The sequence below is a fragment of the Haloplanus salinarum genome (assembly GCF_024498175.1).
Classification (GTDB): Archaea; Halobacteriota; Halobacteria; order Halobacteriales; family Haloferacaceae; genus Haloplanus; species Haloplanus salinarum.
The window spans coordinates 437,516-454,858 of sequence record NZ_CP101823.1 but is presented as its reverse complement, the minus strand read 5'-3'; the positions used below and the strand labels follow the sequence as shown (position 1 = coordinate 454,858).

Annotated in this window: 22 protein-coding genes and 1 pseudogene; 14 read left to right on the top strand and 9 right to left on the bottom strand. The window is 68.6% G+C overall.

Annotation, left to right across the window (positions count from 1 at the left end; translation table 11 throughout):
* Positions 1 to 33 precede the first annotated feature (33 nt).
* The gene (locus NO364_RS02375) at positions 34 to 1,341 is read left to right on the top strand and encodes a HEAT repeat domain-containing protein (RefSeq protein WP_257628437.1); all 1,308 of its coding nucleotides are present in this window, start codon (positions 34 to 36) and stop codon (positions 1,339 to 1,341) included.
* 30 nt (positions 1,342 to 1,371) lie between these two features.
* On the opposite strand, the gene NO364_RS02370 is transcribed toward NO364_RS02375, so the two are convergent.
* On the bottom strand, positions 1,372 to 2,211 hold the full coding sequence (locus NO364_RS02370) for a DUF7504 family protein (protein WP_157688858.1): 840 nt from the start codon (positions 2,209 to 2,211) through the stop codon (positions 1,372 to 1,374).
* 134 nt (positions 2,212 to 2,345) lie between these two features.
* Between NO364_RS02370 and NO364_RS02365 the strand changes: the two genes are divergently transcribed.
* Positions 2,346 to 4,202 (top strand): S9 family peptidase, encoded by a 1,857-nt coding sequence (locus tag NO364_RS02365; protein ID WP_257628436.1) that lies wholly within the window; start codon positions 2,346 to 2,348, stop codon positions 4,200 to 4,202.
* Between the two features lie 8 nt (positions 4,203 to 4,210).
* On the opposite strand, the gene NO364_RS02360 is transcribed toward NO364_RS02365, so the two are convergent.
* On the bottom strand, positions 4,211 to 4,936 hold the full coding sequence (locus NO364_RS02360) for a hypothetical protein (RefSeq protein WP_257628435.1): 726 nt from the start codon (positions 4,934 to 4,936) through the stop codon (positions 4,211 to 4,213).
* Positions 4,933 to 5,133, bottom strand: coding sequence for a hypothetical protein (locus tag NO364_RS02355; protein ID WP_157688861.1), 201 nt, complete (start codon positions 5,131 to 5,133; stop codon positions 4,933 to 4,935). The genes NO364_RS02360 and NO364_RS02355 overlap by 4 nt, the downstream gene beginning before the upstream one ends.
* Before the next feature lie 160 nt (positions 5,134 to 5,293).
* On the opposite strand from NO364_RS02355, the gene NO364_RS02350 reads away from it, so the two are divergent.
* From NO364_RS02350 to NO364_RS02340, 3 genes are all read left to right on the top strand, one after another.
* Positions 5,294 to 6,388 carry an SPFH domain-containing protein gene (locus NO364_RS02350; protein ID WP_257628434.1) on the top strand — a complete coding sequence of 365 codons (1,095 nt, stop codon included), beginning with the start codon at positions 5,294 to 5,296 and terminating at the stop codon, positions 6,386 to 6,388.
* Positions 6,385 to 6,657 carry a hypothetical protein gene (locus tag NO364_RS02345; protein ID WP_157688863.1) on the top strand — a complete coding sequence of 91 codons (273 nt, stop codon included), beginning with the start codon at positions 6,385 to 6,387 and terminating at the stop codon, positions 6,655 to 6,657. Before NO364_RS02350 ends, NO364_RS02345 begins: the two co-directional genes overlap by 4 nt.
* A 305-nt stretch (positions 6,658 to 6,962) precedes the next feature.
* Positions 6,963 to 7,217: a hypothetical protein gene (locus NO364_RS02340; protein WP_257628433.1), complete on the top strand. Its 255-nt coding sequence runs from the start codon at positions 6,963 to 6,965 to the stop codon at positions 7,215 to 7,217.
* A 193-nt stretch (positions 7,218 to 7,410) separates the two neighbouring features.
* Here NO364_RS02340 and NO364_RS02335 read toward each other — a convergent pair whose 3' ends face one another.
* Together NO364_RS02335 and NO364_RS02330 are read right to left on the bottom strand one after the other, a co-directional pair.
* Positions 7,411 to 7,563 carry a DUF7563 family protein gene (locus NO364_RS02335; protein WP_199243758.1) on the bottom strand — a complete coding sequence of 51 codons (153 nt, stop codon included), beginning with the start codon at positions 7,561 to 7,563 and terminating at the stop codon, positions 7,411 to 7,413.
* 147 nt (positions 7,564 to 7,710) lie between these two features.
* A pseudogene (locus NO364_RS02330) lies at positions 7,711 to 8,073 on the bottom strand (CBS domain-containing protein); the annotation flags it as partial.
* On the opposite strand from NO364_RS02330, the gene NO364_RS02325 reads away from it, so the two are divergent.
* The 3 genes from NO364_RS02325 (at position 8,029) to ddfA (ending at position 9,381) form a co-directional block, all read left to right on the top strand.
* A complete protein-coding gene (locus tag NO364_RS02325; RefSeq protein WP_257628432.1) occupies positions 8,029 to 8,409 on the top strand; it encodes a diadenylate cyclase in 381 nt (126 codons plus the stop codon). The pseudogene NO364_RS02330 and the gene NO364_RS02325 sit on opposite strands and share 45 nt — an antisense overlap.
* Before the next feature lie 77 nt (positions 8,410 to 8,486).
* The gene (locus NO364_RS02320) at positions 8,487 to 8,867 is read left to right on the top strand and encodes a hypothetical protein (RefSeq protein WP_257628431.1); all 381 of its coding nucleotides are present in this window, start codon (positions 8,487 to 8,489) and stop codon (positions 8,865 to 8,867) included.
* A 193-nt stretch (positions 8,868 to 9,060) separates the two neighbouring features.
* On the top strand, positions 9,061 to 9,381 hold the full coding sequence (gene ddfA, locus NO364_RS02315; protein WP_157688868.1) for a DdfA family disk-determining factor: 321 nt from the start codon (positions 9,061 to 9,063) through the stop codon (positions 9,379 to 9,381).
* 46 nt (positions 9,382 to 9,427) lie between these two features.
* Here ddfA and NO364_RS02310 read toward each other — a convergent pair whose 3' ends face one another.
* The gene (locus NO364_RS02310; RefSeq protein WP_257628430.1) at positions 9,428 to 10,231 is read right to left on the bottom strand and encodes a TrmB family transcriptional regulator; all 804 of its coding nucleotides are present in this window, start codon (positions 10,229 to 10,231) and stop codon (positions 9,428 to 9,430) included.
* A 372-nt stretch (positions 10,232 to 10,603) separates the two neighbouring features.
* Between NO364_RS02310 and NO364_RS02305 the strand changes: the two genes are divergently transcribed.
* Positions 10,604 to 11,404: a TrmB family transcriptional regulator gene (locus NO364_RS02305; protein ID WP_157688870.1), complete on the top strand. Its 801-nt coding sequence runs from the start codon at positions 10,604 to 10,606 to the stop codon at positions 11,402 to 11,404.
* A gap of 14 nt (positions 11,405 to 11,418) precedes the next feature.
* On the opposite strand, the gene NO364_RS02300 is transcribed toward NO364_RS02305, so the two are convergent.
* Positions 11,419 to 11,595 (bottom strand): hypothetical protein, encoded by a 177-nt coding sequence (locus NO364_RS02300; RefSeq protein WP_157688871.1) that lies wholly within the window; start codon positions 11,593 to 11,595, stop codon positions 11,419 to 11,421.
* Positions 11,596 to 12,011: 416 nt separating this feature from the next.
* Here NO364_RS02300 and NO364_RS02295 point away from each other — a divergent pair, with 416 nt between their 5' ends.
* From NO364_RS02295 to NO364_RS02275, 5 genes are all read left to right on the top strand, one after another.
* On the top strand, positions 12,012 to 12,221 hold the full coding sequence (locus NO364_RS02295) for a hypothetical protein (RefSeq protein WP_157688872.1): 210 nt from the start codon (positions 12,012 to 12,014) through the stop codon (positions 12,219 to 12,221).
* A gap of 80 nt (positions 12,222 to 12,301) precedes the next feature.
* Positions 12,302 to 12,718, top strand: a complete 417-nt coding sequence (locus NO364_RS02290) for a cobalamin B12-binding domain-containing protein (protein ID WP_157688873.1) — start codon at positions 12,302 to 12,304, stop codon at positions 12,716 to 12,718.
* Positions 12,715 to 13,779: a methylmalonyl Co-A mutase-associated GTPase MeaB gene (gene meaB / locus NO364_RS02285; RefSeq protein ID WP_257628429.1), complete on the top strand. Its 1,065-nt coding sequence runs from the start codon at positions 12,715 to 12,717 to the stop codon at positions 13,777 to 13,779. The genes NO364_RS02290 and meaB overlap by 4 nt, the downstream gene beginning before the upstream one ends.
* 52 nt (positions 13,780 to 13,831) lie before the next feature.
* A complete protein-coding gene (locus tag NO364_RS02280; protein ID WP_257628428.1) occupies positions 13,832 to 14,743 on the top strand; it encodes a hypothetical protein in 912 nt (303 codons plus the stop codon).
* Between the two features lie 54 nt (positions 14,744 to 14,797).
* Positions 14,798 to 15,721 (top strand): alpha/beta fold hydrolase, encoded by a 924-nt coding sequence (locus NO364_RS02275; RefSeq protein ID WP_257628427.1) that lies wholly within the window; start codon positions 14,798 to 14,800, stop codon positions 15,719 to 15,721.
* Here NO364_RS02275 and NO364_RS02270 read toward each other — a convergent pair whose 3' ends face one another.
* Together NO364_RS02270 and NO364_RS02265 are read right to left on the bottom strand one after the other, a co-directional pair.
* Positions 15,722 to 16,102 (bottom strand): Zn-ribbon domain-containing OB-fold protein, encoded by a 381-nt coding sequence (locus NO364_RS02270; RefSeq protein WP_157688877.1) that lies wholly within the window; start codon positions 16,100 to 16,102, stop codon positions 15,722 to 15,724.
* Positions 16,099 to 17,265: a thiolase domain-containing protein gene (locus NO364_RS02265; protein ID WP_157688878.1), complete on the bottom strand. Its 1,167-nt coding sequence runs from the start codon at positions 17,263 to 17,265 to the stop codon at positions 16,099 to 16,101. The genes NO364_RS02270 and NO364_RS02265 overlap by 4 nt, the downstream gene beginning before the upstream one ends.
* Positions 17,266 to 17,343: the final 78 nt, after the last annotated feature.

The window sequence follows — 17,343 nt, the reverse complement described above, 5'->3', positions numbered from 1 at the left end:
AGCCCGGACGACGGCTCGGGGAGGACGACAAGGATGGTGGAAGACCGATCCGAGGCGGATACGGCGTTTCTCTACGAACTCGCACGGGAGTCGAACACGACGGAGCTGGTCGCGTATCTCCGACGCGGATCGCGTCCGGTCGTCCGGCGACGGGCCGCGGAGATGCTGGGCGACTTCGCCGAGGAGACGACGCGGAACGACGGCGACACCCAGGAGGTCATCCGTGCCCTCATTCAGGCGGTCCGAGAGGACGACGACCGGAGCGTCCGTGCGCGAGCGATCGACGCACTGTACCGACACGGCCCGGACACGCTCGAACGGCTCGTCCACGAGATGGGCGAGTTCGACATCGAACCCGAGGAGGGGACGCGATCCGATACGGCTGCGGAACGAGCGACGGCGAGGCTCCTCGAGGAGTGGCTCGACGCCGACTATCCGGAGTTCCGCATGGTCGCGGCGACCGCACTCGGACGGATGGGTGGGGAGCGATCACTGTCCGCGCTCGTGGCGGCGACGACCGATCCGTCTCCACGGGTACGTGCCCGTGCCGTGCAGTCCTGTGGGTGGATCGGTGACGAACGGTGTGTCGGGGCCCTCCGGAATCGCCTCGACGATGACAGGCGCCGCGTCCGTGAGGAGGCGGTGCGGGCCCTGGGTGCCATCGGGAGCGAGGCCGCACTCAGGTCGCTCGCGCCGGTCGTCCAGGCCGACGAGGAATCGCTCCGACGGGCCGCAATCGAGGAACTCGGTCAGTTTGCGACCCTCGAACCCATCGACGTCCTGCTTCGAGCGTTGGTCGACGATACCGCACCGGTACAGCGTGCGGCGCTCCTGTCGCTCGTCCAGTTGTTCGTCGACGCCCCGGCGGAACGACGGCAGGAGGTCCGTGAGGCCGTCGCCGACCGGCTCTCGAACGCGGACACGCTGACGGTGGTCCCCCACGTGATCGACATGCTCGACGAGAGCCGACGGACGGACGTGAGACACAACGCAGCGTGGCTCCTGGGTCGGGTGGCCGACGCCGACGATCCGGACGCGGATCGGCGCGATGCGGTGTACGACTGCCTGATCGCCGCACTCGGCGACCCGGACGACCGAACGGCCCGGCTCGCGGCGAGCAGTCTGGCCGAACTCGAGAGTGAAAAGCTCGAACGCCGGCTCCAGATCCTCGTTCACGACGAGGACGTGCCGTCGGACGTCGCCGAGCGCGCGGAGGCGGTACTCGACGAGATCGGAGGGAGCCTCTCGGGAGAGGTCGTGACCAACGCCGTCGATTATACGTACGTCCGCGATCCGTCGGATTACACGGCCAACCACGACGATGCCGACCGAGAGCCGTGAGTGCCCCACGACGCGCCCCGGATCGCCGACTCAGTCGAGTTCGGAATGTGGCCCGGCGATGAACCGCCGGTCGTCGGCCTCGATCGAGAGGTCGAACACCTGATCGAGGACGTTGATCGTCGACTTCGACTGCGCTCGCGGGTCGACGTGATAGTGAGAGAGTGCATCGGCCCGGTCGAAGCGCACGGCGAGGACGTGGAGGAACTTGAAAACCGTTTGCAGGTCGAACTTCTCGACGAGTTCGGGAAGGATGTCGAATTCGGCGGCTATCTTCCCGCCGACGTCTTCGTACTCGCCGACGATCCGCGAAATCGTCTCGCCGACCTCGGAGAGGCCGAGTCGACTGTCGAGACGGACGACTTCCAGCGACCCCTCCGAGAGGTCGAGATCCGAGACGTCGCCGAGGGGATCGGGCTTGGTCGTGAGGATGATCGTCCGTCTCGGCCACTCCCGGAGCGCATCGTCGATCAGCCGAATCCGTTCGGCGGGGGCCGTCGTCACGAACAGGACGATATCTCCGGGGGAGAGAAAGTGGACTCGGGCGTTGTCGAGGCCGTCGCTCCCACGCGGGGCACGGACCAACACGCCACCGGTTCGGTCGAATTCGTCCGCGACGTGGACTCCCGACTCCACGGACGACTCGACGTGTTCGAACAGGTGCCGCTCGAAGCGCTCGATCCCGGCGTCGCGGTCGTGGTGCTGGCCGCTCCGTTCACAGTGAGGGCAGCTCCACCGGATCCGGAAATCCTGTTTGGTCACCCGCTCGCGGTGGTGTCCGAGGATGTGGGTGCCAACAGCGTCACCGATCGTGTCTCGGCTCGTCGACCAGATCGTGAAGGGACACTGCCGACACTGGAACCGGTAGACCATCTACGTTCCTACCGATTCATACCAGTAGTATATCAGTTCTTGTTCGCTCGCGTGCGATGAATCGAGGCCGCCCACGGGGCCGAGGGAGCGCTCGCCGGGGGAAGGGGTTTGGTCACGCCCGACCAACGCCCGGTATGTTCGACATCGAGCGGTACCTCAACGTGCGGAGCGCCCACGGCGCCTCCGTCGGTCCGGACGGCGACCGACTCGCCTTCCTCATGGACACCACCGGCGTTCCGCAGGTATGGACGCTCTCGGCGCCCGGCGCCTGGCCCGAGCAGCGGACCTTCTTCGACGACCGCGTCACCTTCGCCTCCTGGTCGCCCGAACGTCCCGAACTGATCGTCGGCCGGGACCGGGGCGGCGACGAACGCGAGGCGCTCTACCGCCTCGACGTCGCGACCGGCGAAATCATCGATCTGACCCGACATCCCGACGCGAAACACTGGTTCGGGGGCTGGAGTCCCGACGGCGACCGCTTCGCCTTCGCCTCCAACCGCCGCGACGACGCGGTGTTCGACATCTACGTCCAGGATCGTGACGCGACCGGCGCGGACGCCGAGCGCGTTCACGAGGGCGCCGGCTGGCTCTCCGTCGCCGGCTGGAGCCCCGACGGCGACCGCCTCCTCCTCGTCGAGTCCCACTCCAGTTTCGACCAAGACGTCTACGTCCTCGACGTCGGGACGGGAACGCGCCGCCACCTGACGCCCCACGAGGGGACGATCCGGCACCTGAGCGCGACCTGGGGACCCGACGGCGAGAACGTCTACCTCGCCACCGACCGCGACGGTGACACGCTCTCGCTGGCCCGGATCGACCTCGCGACCGGCGACCTGTCGTCCGTCGTGGCCGCCGACGCCGGCGACGCGACCACGGCCCTCGCCGACGACGAGTGGAACGTCGACGGCGTCGCGGTCGACGAGGACTCCCGGCGCGTGGTCTACTCCCGCAACGTCGACGGCTACACGGAACTCGGCGTGGGCGAGCTCGTCGCGCCCGGCCGGCTGGATCACTTCCCGACCCCCGACCTCCCGGAGTCCGTCGCCGGCGGCGTGAGTTTCGGCCCGAACGGGGACCGCTTCGCGCTGACCGTCACCCGAAGCGACGACACCGCCAACGTCTACGTCGTCGACGTGACAAGCGGGACGGTCGAGCGCTGGACCCGGGCCTCCACCGCGGGCATCCCGCGTGACTCCTTCGTCGCCCCGGAACTCGTCCACTACCCCTCCGTCGACGGACTGGAGGTGCCCGCCTTCTTCTCCCTCCCCGAGACCGACACCGGGCACGGCGAGACGCCCGTCGTCGTCGACGTCCACGGCGGCCCCGAATCGCAGCGCCGACCCTCCTTCGGCCGGGTGAAACAGTATCTCCTCTCCCGGGGCTACGCCGTCTTCGAACCGAACGTCCGCGGCTCGACGGGCTACGGCAAGGCCTACACCCACCTCGACGACGTCGAAAAGCGCATGGACGCGGTCGCGGACCTGAAGGCCGGCGTCGAATGGCTCCACGACCACCCCGCCGTGGACCCGGACCGTATCGCGGTGATGGGTGCCTCCTACGGCGGCTTCATGACCCTCGCCGCGCTCACCGAGTATCCCGACGTCTGGGCGGCCGGCGTCGACATCGTCGGCATCGCCAACTTCGTGACGTTCCTCGAGAACACCGGGGACTGGCGGCGCGAACTCCGCGAGGCCGAATACGGGTCGCTCGACGAGGACCGCGACCTACTGGAGTCGATCAGCCCCGTCCACAACGTCGACGACATCGCCGCCCCCCTCTTCGTCCTCCACGGCGAGAACGACCCGCGCGTGCCCGTAAGCGAGGCCCACCGGATCGTCGAAGGGGCCCGGGAGGCCGGCGTCCCCGTCCGCGAACTGATCTTCGAGGACGAGGGGCACGGCTTCACGAAACTGGAAAACCGGATCGAGGCCTACACCGCCATCGTGGACTTTCTGGACGAACACCTCGGAACCGGAACCGAGGCGACGTAGCCCGCCGCCTACGTCGCCCGTTGGTCGTCGGGGTTGACCGCGCGGTTCTCCACCGTGTTCGGTTCGTCCTCGCTGCGCCGCGGGTCGGCCGCCGTGGCGACGGTCTTCGTCGGCACGTCGTCGTCGCCCTCCTCTTCCTCTTCGGCTTCGGCCTCCTCCGCTTCGGCCTCCTCCGCTTCGGCTCCTTCCGCCTCGTGATCCTCGGGGTTGGCCGCGCGGTTCCCCACCGTGTTCGGTTCGTCCTCGCTGCGCCGCGGGTCGGCCGCCGTGGCGACGGTCTTCGTCGGGACGTCGTCGCCCTCCTCTTCCTCCTCGGCTTCGGCCTCCTCGGCTTCGGCCTCCTCCGCTTCGGCCTCCTCCGCTTCGGCCCCTTCCGCCTCGTGATCCTCGGGGTTGGCCGCGCGGTTCCCCACCGTGTTGGGTTCGTCCTCGGCGCGCCGCGGGTCGGCGGCCGTCGCGACGCTCTTCGTCGGGACGTTCTCGTCGCCCTCCTCTTCCCCCTCGGCTTCGGGTTCGGCCTCCGCTTCCTCGGCTTCGGGTTCGGCCTCCGCTTCCTCGGCTTCGGGTTCGGCCTCCGAGTCCGGTTCCGGTTCGGCCTCCGAGTCCGGTTCCGGTTCGGCCTCCAAGTCCGGTTCCGGTTCGGGCTCCGAGTCCGGTTCCGATTTCGACGACGTCGACGCCTCGTCGCTGGAGCCCCCGCCGAAGATGGAGAGAATCTTGCCGAGCAGGCTCATGCCGACGCACCCCCCCACGCGGTGTCGGCGGAGCGGAGCGGACAGCCGGTCGGCAGGGAGCGAGTCGGGGCCGTCGATCGGAGCGTCGCGTCGCTCGTCGGCCGGTCGAGCCCGCCCGTCGCGACGGAGACGATGGTCAACACGATGCTCGTGACGGCGGCGGCCAACTCGCTAGCCGTCGGTCTGGAACGGTGCATGGCTTTCGTTACCATGGCACTCATTATAAATGTGGGGCCCCGATTCGAGGTCCAGCGCCGGTGAGCGGGCCGTGCTCGTCGTGTTACTCGGATAAGTAAAAATCGGATTAGTGTGAAAACCTCGTTGCTTGATGCGGTCGCGGCGAGAACCGGCTGGTGTATGCTTCATCCGCTCCCGATGCAGCTCGACGTCCCGCTGTTCGGGATCGTTGGCCTGCTGGTGCTCGGGCTAGCGATCGTGACGGTCTGGCAGATGGTCCGGATCGTCGACGCCTACGACAAACGGGCACTCACCGTGTTCGGCGAGTATCGCGGCTTGCTCGAACCGGGCATCAACTTCGTTCCGCCGTTCGTCTCGCGCACGTACCGGTTCGACATGCGGACACAGACGATGGACGTGCCCCAACAGGAGGCGATCACGCGGGACAACTCCCCCGTCACGGCCGACGCCGTCGTCTACCTCCGCGTGATGGACGCGAAGAAGGCGTTCCTCGAGGTCGAGGACTACAAGACCGCGGTCTCGAACCTCGCCCAGACCACGCTCCGGGCGGTCATCGGCGACCTGGAACTCGACGACACGCTGAACAAGCGCCAGGAGATCAACGCTCGCATCCGGAAGGAACTCGACGAACCGACCGACGACTGGGGGATCCGCGTCGAGTCGGTCGAGGTCCGCGAGGTCAACCCCAGCCAGGAAGTCCAGCACGCGATGGAACAGCAGACCGGCGCGGAGCGGCGGCGGCGGGCGACGATCCTCGAAGCCCAGGGCGAACGCCGGAGTGCGGTCGAGAAGGCCGAGGGAGACAAGCAGTCGAACATCATCGGAGCCCAAGGCGAGAAACAGAGCCAGATCCTCGAAGCCCAGGGCGACGCCATCTCGACGGTACTGCGCGCGAAGTCCGCGGAGTCGATGGGGGAGCGGGCGATCATCGACAAGGGAATGGATACGCTGGAGGGGATCGGGCAGGGTGAGTCGACGACGTTCGTCCTCCCGCAGGAACTCACCTCGCTGGTGGGTCGCTACGGCAAGCACCTCACCGGAAGCGACGTCGCGGCCGACGGACAGCAGTTGGACAGCCTGGATTTCGACGCCGAGACGCGCGAACTCGTCGGCCTCGACGACATCAAGGAGATCCTCGGCGAGATCGACCAGGCAGCAGAGATGGACGTAGAGGAGCTAGAGCAACAGGCCAAGGCGGTCAAGGACGGCGTTCCGAACGCCGCGGACGCCGACCAGGGCGGTGACGGAGCGTGACGGCCGAGCGTTCCCTCCCGACGGATTGGACGCTGGAGACCGAGCGGACGACACACGACGAACTGATGGGCCGGGACTACACCACGGTTCTCTACCGACAGGAGGATACCGGACGCGCGGTGTACATCAACGAGGTCATCGACGGCGACAACGTCTGGGAGTACGCCATCCACCGGTCGGGGGTCGGCGGTGACCTCGGCACCGCCGCCGACCTGGAGTCGGCGAAGGGAATCGCGTTCGCGTTCATGAACGACGCCGACGGGGACTGACGGCCACCGCGCCGTCGGCGGCGGGATTCACCGCCGCGTCTGCCGGACGAACTCGTCGATTTTCGCCTCGATGCGTGTCGCGACGCCGTAGCGGTCGGGACCGTCCGTTTCACGCCGCGCTCACCGCGCGTTCACCGGTCCGGATGGACGGCCCCGACCGGAGCGGTCCAGAAATCGGTCGGCAGGGCGGTTCCGGGCTGTAAACTGGTGGTGACGCCCGTCTTGGTTCCAGACCCCAGGACGGCACCGAACTTCCGACCGCCGGTCGAGTGGCCCTCGGCCCCGGCAGCGATGGGGTTCCCGTCGTGTCGGAGGTTCGCCGTGATCGTTCCGGCGCCGAGGTTCGTCTCCGGCCCGAGGGGGCGTTCGCCGACGTCTCGAACGTCCACTTCGTCGTCTGTGGCACCTCCTATCACGCCGCCGTGTACGGCGAACACCTGCTCTCGAAGTGGGGCATCCCCGCGTCGGCGTTCTTAGCGAGCGAGTACGCCGTGTATCCGCGGCCGGTCGACGACGGGACCCCCCGTCACACCGGCGCTCGAGAGCCTCCGATTCCATAGCCCACTACCGCGTCCACAGCGTCATTGTCATGCTCGGGCTACGGGAGAGATCCGGCAGGCCCACCGGTAGCGTCGGGGGGATTCGCCGCCCGCCGGTCGCCGGCCGCGGGCCGACATCGCGGGCGAGCGCCCCTGACGGTGTCGGCCCGGTCGTGCGGGTCGAGCGGGCGTCCGGATCGGCGGCAGGAAGGGACTACCGCTTCGAGCGCGCAGCGCGGGCCTCGCTCCCGTCCCGGACCAAGTCCTCACACCGCGGACAGACCCGCACGGTGTCGAGGTGGGTCGGTGAAAACACGCGAACGTACTGCTCCGTCACGACGGACTCGCAGTTGTCACACTTCGGCATATCGGCTCCAGAATACTCATCGTGTTAATTCATCACACTCACTCGATTCATCATTCTCATCATCTCAGTGACAGTCTGGCGGGTCGACGTCGCCCACCCGGTCACCGATGTCGTCCCGAGCTCACTGCCCTGCGGGTCCCGAAGCCGTCACCCGCCGAGCCACCACCCGTAGAGGTGTTCCGCCGCTCGGTCGTCGGACGGCTTCTTCGGCCGACGGCAGGTCTTCCCCTTGAGGATCTGCCGCTCGGCTTTGTTCGCGGCCAGTCCGAGCGCGTGTGACGCACCGTACCCCTCCCCGTGGGCCGTGAAGTAACCCCGGTCGGTCGTCAGTCGAATCCGTGCGAGCACCAGCGGCACGCCTCGGGACCGTTCGTCGTGTTCCTGGAGTTCGATGCTGGCTTTGATCAGGCTCATCTCGCCGTACTTCGCGGCCACGTCCTCGATCTCATCGTCGAGGAGGGTTCCATGACCGAGTTCGTGGCTCCGATAGGCACGAACCGCTGGCCGGTCGAGAACTGTGCCACCGTCTTCGCCGAGACCGACACGTTCCTCGAGACCGCACGGACGGTGGCGTTGTCCCGCGACGGCGCGGTCGTCGTTCACCGCGACGGTACCATCGCGGAGGGGATGGTGCGAGTCGATCAGCTCTCGCCCGGCGAGCGCCGACGGACCGACGAGCTTCCCCACGCGGGGTGGATGGGCGCCCGTCACATGAGCGCGCTGGAAACCTCGATCCGCGAGGAGGTGATCGCCGCCATCACGCTGAGCGAGGAGAACGGGCGGGTGACGGTGTTCACCGACGGCACGTTCGAGGATTTCCCGGCGACGTCCCTGCTGGCCGATTGATTGGCGGCGGGACGCGTCGCTCGCGGCGGGTCCCATCGACGGCTGTGTCTCCCCGTGAACGTCATCCACGACACGCGATGGTGGGTGGCGGAACCGCCGTTCGGTTCGGCGTGCTCGTCGCGGCGGCCGCGGGCCGCTGGATCGGTGCCCCGTCGCTTCGGCCGTCGGCGCTGACCGTCGGTCTCACCCACGTCGCCGCGGGCATCGCCACCCTAGAATCGGTGGTCACCGCCGACCCGGCACTCGAGGGGCCCGGGACGTCGCAGTCGGCGACGCCGTCGACTCCGACGGTCGCCAGTTCGCCCCGAGGGGGTGGTGGTCGCGAGCAGGACGAGCACACCGAGGATGGCCTCACGCCGGTCGCATCACCACCAGCCCGGTCCCCGGGACCGTGGCCGGATCACTTCCCCTCGCGCTCGCGCCGAAGTGATCCCCGAACCGCTCGACCGGGGTCGTGAACGGCTCCGCGCCACCGAGGTTCGACGACGGACTCGAAGGGGGTGCCACCGAGACACGGCCGTGGGTTCAGCTCACGCGTCGTCCCAGGGGTTCCGTGTCGACAAACACCGCCCTTCCGTCGGATTCGAACATTGTTTTGATAATCTGGGTGAAATTCGGACGCGTTTTCAGCGTCTACCGCGTTGGGACAGCATGGAGTACGACATCGGACCGAACGAGTCGACGAGTACGGCCGTGGTGCGTGCGGTGAGTGCGGTCGAAGGCCGCGACCCACGGTCGATGCGGCCGCTCACTGACGTACTCGATCCGGACGCGCTGGACGCCCTGTTCGGTCCCCGACACGACGGAACCCCCCGGCCGGGTGGCAGTCTCACGTTCGTCTACAGCAGGTGCCGGGTCACGGTCGACAACGGGGAGTACCTCACGCTCCACCCGATCGATCCCCGGACCCGCGACCGACGCGACGCCGAGATCGTCGAGGCGGACCTCGGTGACGAATCGGCGACCGGGTGACGAGCGAGCGTGCGCACTGCCGGGTAGAACGTCGCCCCGGACGGTGTCAGACGGCGGGATCGCGCTGGGTTAGGAGTCCCTGTGCCATGAGTCGGCGGGCGATCACGACGAGGCCGTTCCCGAACCCCTCCCCGAAGATGGCCTGTTCGGCCTTCGAATCCGGCATGATGGAACTGACGAGGATCGTCGAGCGGTCGACCAGCAACAGACGGCCGATCGCGGTCTCGTCCTGGCTACCGGTCGCACCGTGTAACCACTCCAGTCCGGAGATGAACGTCGTGGCGTCGGGGACGGCGGCCTGAATCCGTTCCTGGAGCGGTTCGGTCAGGGCACCGATGAGCAACTCGACGCCGTTCCCGACCTCGTTGAGGGTGGCGACGAGGTCCTCGGTCAGCAGCGATTCGTCGCCGATGACGAGGACGATTTCGTCGGTGGCCGTCTCGATGAGCTCTTCAGTCCGGTTTTCGATCGCGTCGTTTCCGGCCATCGCCCACACCTGCTGGACCGGTTCCTCGTCGTCGCTGTCGACGATTTCGACCGTTTCGAGGGCGTCGTGCAGGCGTTCGACGCGGGCCTCGTACTGGTCGCGGAGCGTCTCGGTCGCCTCGTCCAGCGAGACGGCGCGGAACTGCTGTGGATTCGAATGCTGAATCTGGACCAGCCCCTGTGCTTCCAGCACGCGGATCGCGTCGTACACCCGCGTCCGGGGCACTTCGGTCATCTCGCTGAGTCTCTTCGCCGTGCCGGTCTCTAACTGAGACAACCCCACGTAACACCGTGCCTCGTACTCCTTCAGCCCGAGTTGCTGGAGTGCTTCGATCGCTTCTTCTATGTTTTCGGATACGTTCATTGTGTCCCAACTGTCCGATCTGAGCGTTTTCAGAGTGTTAGTTAGGATGGGGTTACGGATAGATTTTGTTACTCATATCGTGACTCTGGGAGCCCCGCGTATCGGCGACGAGTTCGAAACGCGACCGTACGCAACCCGATGGACGAATGGAAGGAACTGGTTGTGATCCGAAAAATTACAACATCGTTTCGGCCGATAACGTGTCACTCGATGGACCGTATCGCCCTGTTACGAATATTCACCCGTTTGATCACAACATCTATATTCCGGTTGGGCGCATACGTCACACCCGAGACGAAGTGTCGCACCCACTCGCCGCGGCGTGCCGACCGGCCACCGCACGTGGCGGCGTTCGACGAAACCCCCTCATCGATGACCACCGACCCCAGCCAAGACCCGCAGTCCGCCGCCATCGAGCAACTCGAACAGTTCGGCTTGAGTTCGTACGCCGCACGGACGTTCGTCGCGCTCGCCAGCCTCGGCACCGGGACGGCCAGAGACGTCAGTGAGGCGTCCGAAGTGCCACGAACCCGCGTGTACGACGCCATCGACGAACTCCACGACCGGGGACTCGTCGACGTCCAGCAGTCCTCGCCCAAACGGTTCTGGGCCATCTCCGCCGAAACCGCGAGCCGGTCCTTCGAACACGAACTCCGACACCGGACGGACGTCCTGCGGACCGCACTGACCGAACTGGAACCGATCGAGCGGCGGGACTCACAGCGCGGCGTCTGGACGGTCGACGGCCAGCCCGCAGTCACGGAACGGGTCGTGGAGTTTTTCGGCGACGCGGAGTCGGAGATCGTCTACATGACGGTCGGGGAGTTGCTCACCGACGGCCTGATCGAGGCGCTGAGCGGCGCCGCGGAACGGGACGTCTCGATCAAGCTCGGCGGCGTTTCGGCGGACGTCCAGGAGCGTATTCAAGACGAGATCCCCGGGGCGACGATGTTCGAGTCGCTGTGGGTCTGGTCGGAGACGCCGGCCGCCCGGCTCATGATGATCGACGGGGAGAAGACGCTCGTGAGCGCGCTCGTCAACGGGGTGGACGCGAGCCCCTCCGACGCGCGCTCTGAGACCGCCATCTGGGGCGAAGGCGAGGCAAACAGTCTGGTCGCCGTGCTGAAAGCGATCTTCACGTGGCGACTCGACGCCGTTGAGAGGGATACCTGAACATCCCGAGCGGTCTATCCGACCGGGTCGACGCCGGCGTCGCCCGCGCGCTCGTCGGCCTCGTCCGGAAGGTAGCCGTGGGGCAACGCGTCACGTCGGGCCGCAAGCGCCGCGAGGACGGGGTCGACCGCCTCGAAATCGTCCCCTCGTCGCACGGTCCCGGTCTCCCGGTCCCACGTGACGAGGTCCATCTCCTCCAGGAGCGGGAGGTGGACGTGATGGAGTGGGATCGTTCGTTCCCGGTCGTCTTCCACACCGGCGAACGGGTCCAGGGGCTCCGCGTCACGGAGTTCGATCAGTATCCGGCGGCGGCGACCGTCCGATAGCGCGCATCACCCCGTCGAAATCGTTCACTGTCCGAAGGGATGCGGTGGTTCCCCTTTCAACCCCTCACGTTTCACGGAAAGCTATGTTGTGATTACACGAGTAACGAACCGTCCGACGGTGAACGGTGGATCGGAGAGCGACCGGGCCCGTCGGCGTCTCGCGTTGCTCCAGACCGGAGTACGCCGGTAGGTTCGGCTTTCGCGCTCGGGGGCTGGCGGGGACGGAGCGAAAATCAAGCCGCTCCGACCGCCGTACGTGCCGAGTCGAACGAGGTGGTAGTGTGGCAAGCCTAGGACTGTGGACGAACCTGGCGGGCGTATCGATCAGTATCGTGGGGACGCTACTGCTGTTCGCACACGTGACCAGCGAGTACCACGCGGCCATCGTGGACATCGGATCGATCGCCGTGGGATACCTCGGTCTGATCCTCCTCGGGGTGGCCGTCTCGATCACGGGGGTTGCGCTCCTGGTGCGCGAGGCGACCGACTGAGACGGACGGCGCGGGTCGTCGTCGGCCGCCGGCACGGGGGCTCCGTTAGAGTCAAACGCCCGTGCGCCGAACGGTAACACATGAGCGCAGGGCAGGAACAGCGGACCATCCGGTGTCTCGTCGCCAAGGTCGGTCTCGACGGCCACGACCGGGGCGCCCACGTCATCGCCCGGGCGTTCCGGGACGCCGGCTTCGAGGTCATCTACTCCGGCCTCCACCGCGCGCCGGAGGAGATCGTCCAGGCGGCGGTCCAGGAGGACGTGGACGTCCTCGGCATCTCCATCCTCTCGGGCGCGCACAACACGCTGGTGCCGACGGTGATCGAGGGGCTGAAGGAGTACGGCGCCTTCGAGGACACCCTCGTCATCGTCGGCGGGATCGTCCCCGACGAGGACCGCGAGGACCTGATGGCGGCGGGCGTCGCCGAGGTGTTCGGCCCGGGGACGCCGATGCAGGACACCATCGACTTCGTCCGCGACAACGTCCCGCACCGATGAGCGAGGCCGACGCCGAGGAGCCGGAACTGGTCGCCGACGTCCTCGACGGCGACCACCGAGCGCTCGCCCGCACCATCTCGAAGATCGAGGACCGCGCTCCCGGCTACCGCGACATCGTCTCGGCGCTTCACACCCACACGGGCGACGCGGAGGTGATCGGCGTCACCGGCAGCCCGGGCGCCGGTAAGTCCACGCTGGTCGACAAACTCGCGAAGACCTACCGGGACCGCGGGCTCACCGTCGGCGTCATCGCGGTCGATCCCTCCTCGCCGTACACGGGCGGGGCGGTCCTCGGCGACCGCATCCGGATGGCCTCGAACGTCGGCGACATGGACGTCTTCTTCCGGTCGATGAGCGCCCGCGGCCAGCTGGGCGGGCTCTCGACGGCCACCGCCGACGCCGTCAAGGCCCTCGACGCCTTCGGCAAGGACCGGATCGTCGTCGAGACGGTCGGCGCCGGCCAGAACGAGGTCGACGTCGTCCGGACCGCCGACAGCGTGGTCGTCCTCGTCCAACCCGGCAGCGGCGACGACGTCCAGATGCTCAAGGCCGGCATCCTCGAGATCGGCGACGTGTTCGTCGTCAACAAGGCCGACATGGACGGCGCCGCGACCACCGTCTCGGACCTCCGGGAGATGCTCCACATGCGCGACGGGACGACGGCGGGTGCCGGCCACCACGGCGCGGGCACGACGGCCGACGGGAGCGACGGGGACGAGGACGAGGGGTGGGATCCCCGCATCGTCGAGACCGTCGCGACCGAGGGCGAGGGGGTCGCGGCGCTGATCGACGCCCTCGACGCCCACTACGACCACCTCCGGTCGACCGGCGAACTCGACCGGCGCGCGCGGACCCGCACCGCCGAGGAGATCCGGCGGCTACTCCGGTCCGACGCGGCCGATCTCTTGGAGGAGGAGATCGATCGCCACGGCGGGATGGCGACGCTCGTCGACGAGGTGCGCGCCCGCGAGACCGACCCCTACACCGTCGTCGACCGGCTCCTCGACCCCCTCGCCGACTGCGTCCGCGAGCGTCGCGAGCGCGACGACCCGGCCGAGTGACTCCGGTGGTCGTCTCCGATAGGATGAAATCACCGCACGACGAGAGCCGGATATGTCCCTCCGTTCGGCGACGCCGTGGTTCGGCGACCACCCACTCGCGACGGAACTCGCGGCGGTCGTCCTCGCACTGCTGGGCGTCCACCTCTGGCGACGGATCGTGACGGTCCTGGGGCCGGCGGTGTCGAACGCAGTCCCCGTCGGCGGGGATGGCCCCCTCACGGGCGCGCTCCTCCCCGCCGGTCTCGTGGCGTACGCCGGCGCGTACGCGGCCCTCCGCGGCGTCGACGTGGGGCTGGCGCTGCCGACGGGGCGCGACCGACGGCGCCTCGCCCTGGCACTCCTGCTCCCGCCGGGGCTCGTCGCCTGCACGAAACTGGTCGGCGACGCCACCGGCGTCCCGTACAACGCGCTCACGACCTCGGCGTGGAGCGCCGGCACGCCCGCGACGACGTTCCTGGCGCTGCTCGGTCCGGGCGTCGTCGTCGGCGCCTGCTCGCTCACCGTCGTCTGCCAACTGCTCGTCCAGGGGACGTTCGAGCGCGTCGTCGACGGCCGGCGGGCGGCCGTCCTGACGACCGTGCTGGCGGCGGTCGTGCTGACCGGGGCACCCGCGGGGCTGACCGCCTTCCCGCGGCCGGGGAAACTCGCGCTCGCGGTCACGTTCGTCGGGACGCTCTGGCTCGCCCTGCACGCCGCCGAGTCCGTCGACAGCGACGCGTTGGCGTTCCTCGCGTACCTCCCCCTCACCGCGGTCCTCGGCCTCGTCGTCGTCTCCTGGGTGGCGGCGACGGACTCGGTCGCGGTACTGCTGTACGGCACCACCCAGGTCGCCGTCCTCTGGACGGCCGCGGACGGCTACGACCGGACCGACTCCCTCCTGTTGCCCGCGGTGGCCTACGGCGCCCTGCTCCTCTCACAGGAGGCGGTCGTCTTCCTCCTCGAAGCCGGGATGCGAAGTTGGTGACGGCCCGGGACCGGCAGCCGGCCGGTATAAGGGCACCGCGTCCGAAGGGCGGGTATGAAGCTCAGACGCCTCGGGGGTGCCCTCCTCGGACTGGGGGCGGCGACCGCCGTCACCGACCGCGTCCTCCGGGACGCGGCGGGCGAACTCGAACCCGCCCTCGACGCGACCGAGCGGACGTACAGCTGGCGGGGGATGGACGTCGCCTACGCGGAGGCCGGCGACCCCGACGACCCGGACCTGGTCTGTCTACACGGGATCAACGCCGCCGGCTCGAGCGGCGAGTTCCGCGAGGTGTTCGGGACGCTCGCGGAGACACACCACGTCGTCGCCCCCGACCTGCCGGGGTTCGGCCGCTCGGATCGGCCGCCGCTTCGCTACTCCGCGGCGCTCTACGAGGACTTCGTCGCCGACTTCCTCGACGAGTTCGACGCGCCGGCGGTCGTCGCGTCGTCGCTCTCCGGTGCCTACGTCGCCCGGGCGCTGACGCCCGGCGTCGACGTCGAATCGCTCGTCCTCGTCTGTCCGACGACCGTCGGCGGTCCGGATCCGCCGAAGGCGTGGCTCCGCGAACTCCTGCGTGCGCCGGTCGTCGGGACGGCGCTGTTCGACGCGCTGGTCTCCAAACCCTCGATCCGGTATTTCAACGCCGACCACGCCTACGCCGATCCGGACGTGGTGTCCGCCGAGTGGACCGACTACCAGTGGCGAACCACCCACCAGCCGAACGCCCGCTTTGCCGTCGCCTCCTTCGTCGCCGGCGACTGCAACTCGTCGCTCGACCTCGATGCGACCCTCCGGGACGCGGACGCGCCAGTGACCGTCGTCTGGGGACGCGACGCGACGCTCCCGCCGCTGTCGCGGGGGCGGGAGTTGGCCGAGGCGGCCGACGCGCGGCTGGTCGTGTTCGATCACGCGAAACTCCTGCCACACGTCGAGTATCCCGAGGAGTTCGTCGAGACGGTCGTTTCGGCCGTCTGATCAGCGCGTCCGCAACACTAGCAGGTCGTCCCCGGTCGTCTCGTTGGTTCCGATGGCCGGTTCGACGACGGTCCCGACGGACACGTCCTCGGGGTCGACCCCGCGGACGACGCCCGTGAGGCGCACGTCGCCGAAGTCGGCGATGGCGGTGGCGTACGGCTCCTCGTCGGCGAAGTCCGGGGCGGCGACGTAACACACCGTGAACGTCTCGACGGTGCCCGTCTCCGGCAGCGGCGTTCGGTCGAGGTCCGGGGAGCCACAGTCGGGACACACCCGCCGGGGCGGGAGCGAGCCGTGTCCCGAGGGACAGACCAGGGAGTAGCCCTCGCCGTCGTCGATGGCTTCGAGCCACTCGTCGTACCCCGCGTTCTCGTCGGTCATCGGTCCACCTCCAGGACGTGGACGACGGCGGAGGCCACCGTCCCGCCCGCGTTGTGGGTGACGCCGACCGTCGCGTCCGAGACGTGGTCGCTGTTGGGGTGATCGCCCCGGAGGAGCCGGGTCATCTCGGCGATCTGACTGCCGCCGGTGGCGCCGACCGGGTGGCCCTTGGCCTTCAGCCCCCCGGAGAGGTTCACGGGGCGGTCGCCGGTCGCCGTCGTCTCGCCGCGGCGCGCGGCGCCGATGCCCTCGCCCGTCTCGTAGAAGCCGAGCCCCTCGATGGCCATCACTTCGGCGATGGTGAAGCAGTCGTGGACCTCGACGAGGTCCACGTCGGCGGGTTCGCGGCCCGCCTCGGCGTACGCCTCGCTCGCGGCGCGCTCCGTCGCCGGCGTGACCGCGAGGTGCTCGCGGGACTGGAGGGCGAGGTTGTCGCCGCCCTGTCCGGATCCGGTCACCGACACCGGTGCGTCGAGGTCGTTCGCCTCGGCGTACTCCTCGCTGACGAACACGACGGCGCTCGCGCCGTCGGTCACGGGACAGGCGTCGAGGAGGCCGAGCGGGTCGGCCACCATCGGTGCGTCGAGCGCCTCCTCGACCGTGATCTCGCGGTGGAACTGGGCGTACTCGTTGGGGAGGGCGTTGTCGTGGTTCTTCACGGCGACGTGGGCGAGGTCCTCGCGCGACCCGCCGAACCGATCGAAGTAGGCCCGCGCCATCAGGGCGTACGCGCTGGGGAAGGTGATCCCCGCCCTGATCTCGTAGAGGTCGTCGGCGGCGGTCGCCAGCCCCTCGGTGACGGCCGCCGTCGAGAGGTTGGTCATGCGCTCACAGCCGCCGGCGAGCACCACGTCGGCCTCGCCCGAGCGGACCGTGCGGACGGCCTCGCGGACCGCCACGCCGGCGGAGGCACACGCCTCCTCGTACCGGGTCGCCGGGCAGTTCACCCCGACCATCTCCGCCATCAGCGGTGCCTGGTGGCCCTGGCGCTCGGCCAGCGAGCCCATGAAGTTCCCGTAGTTGATCTCCTCGATTTCGTCCCCGGGGACGCCGGCGTCCTCGCGCGCCGCGAGGGCGGCCTCGGCGAACAGATCGCGACCGGTACGCTCCGGCTGTCGGCCGAACTGCGTCAACCCGACGCCGGCGACTCGAACGCCTGTCATGCCGTGACATAGGCGCACGAGCAGATAAAGACCTGCCGGATTCGGCGCCGCTACCGCACCGTATCGACGGTTTCGCTT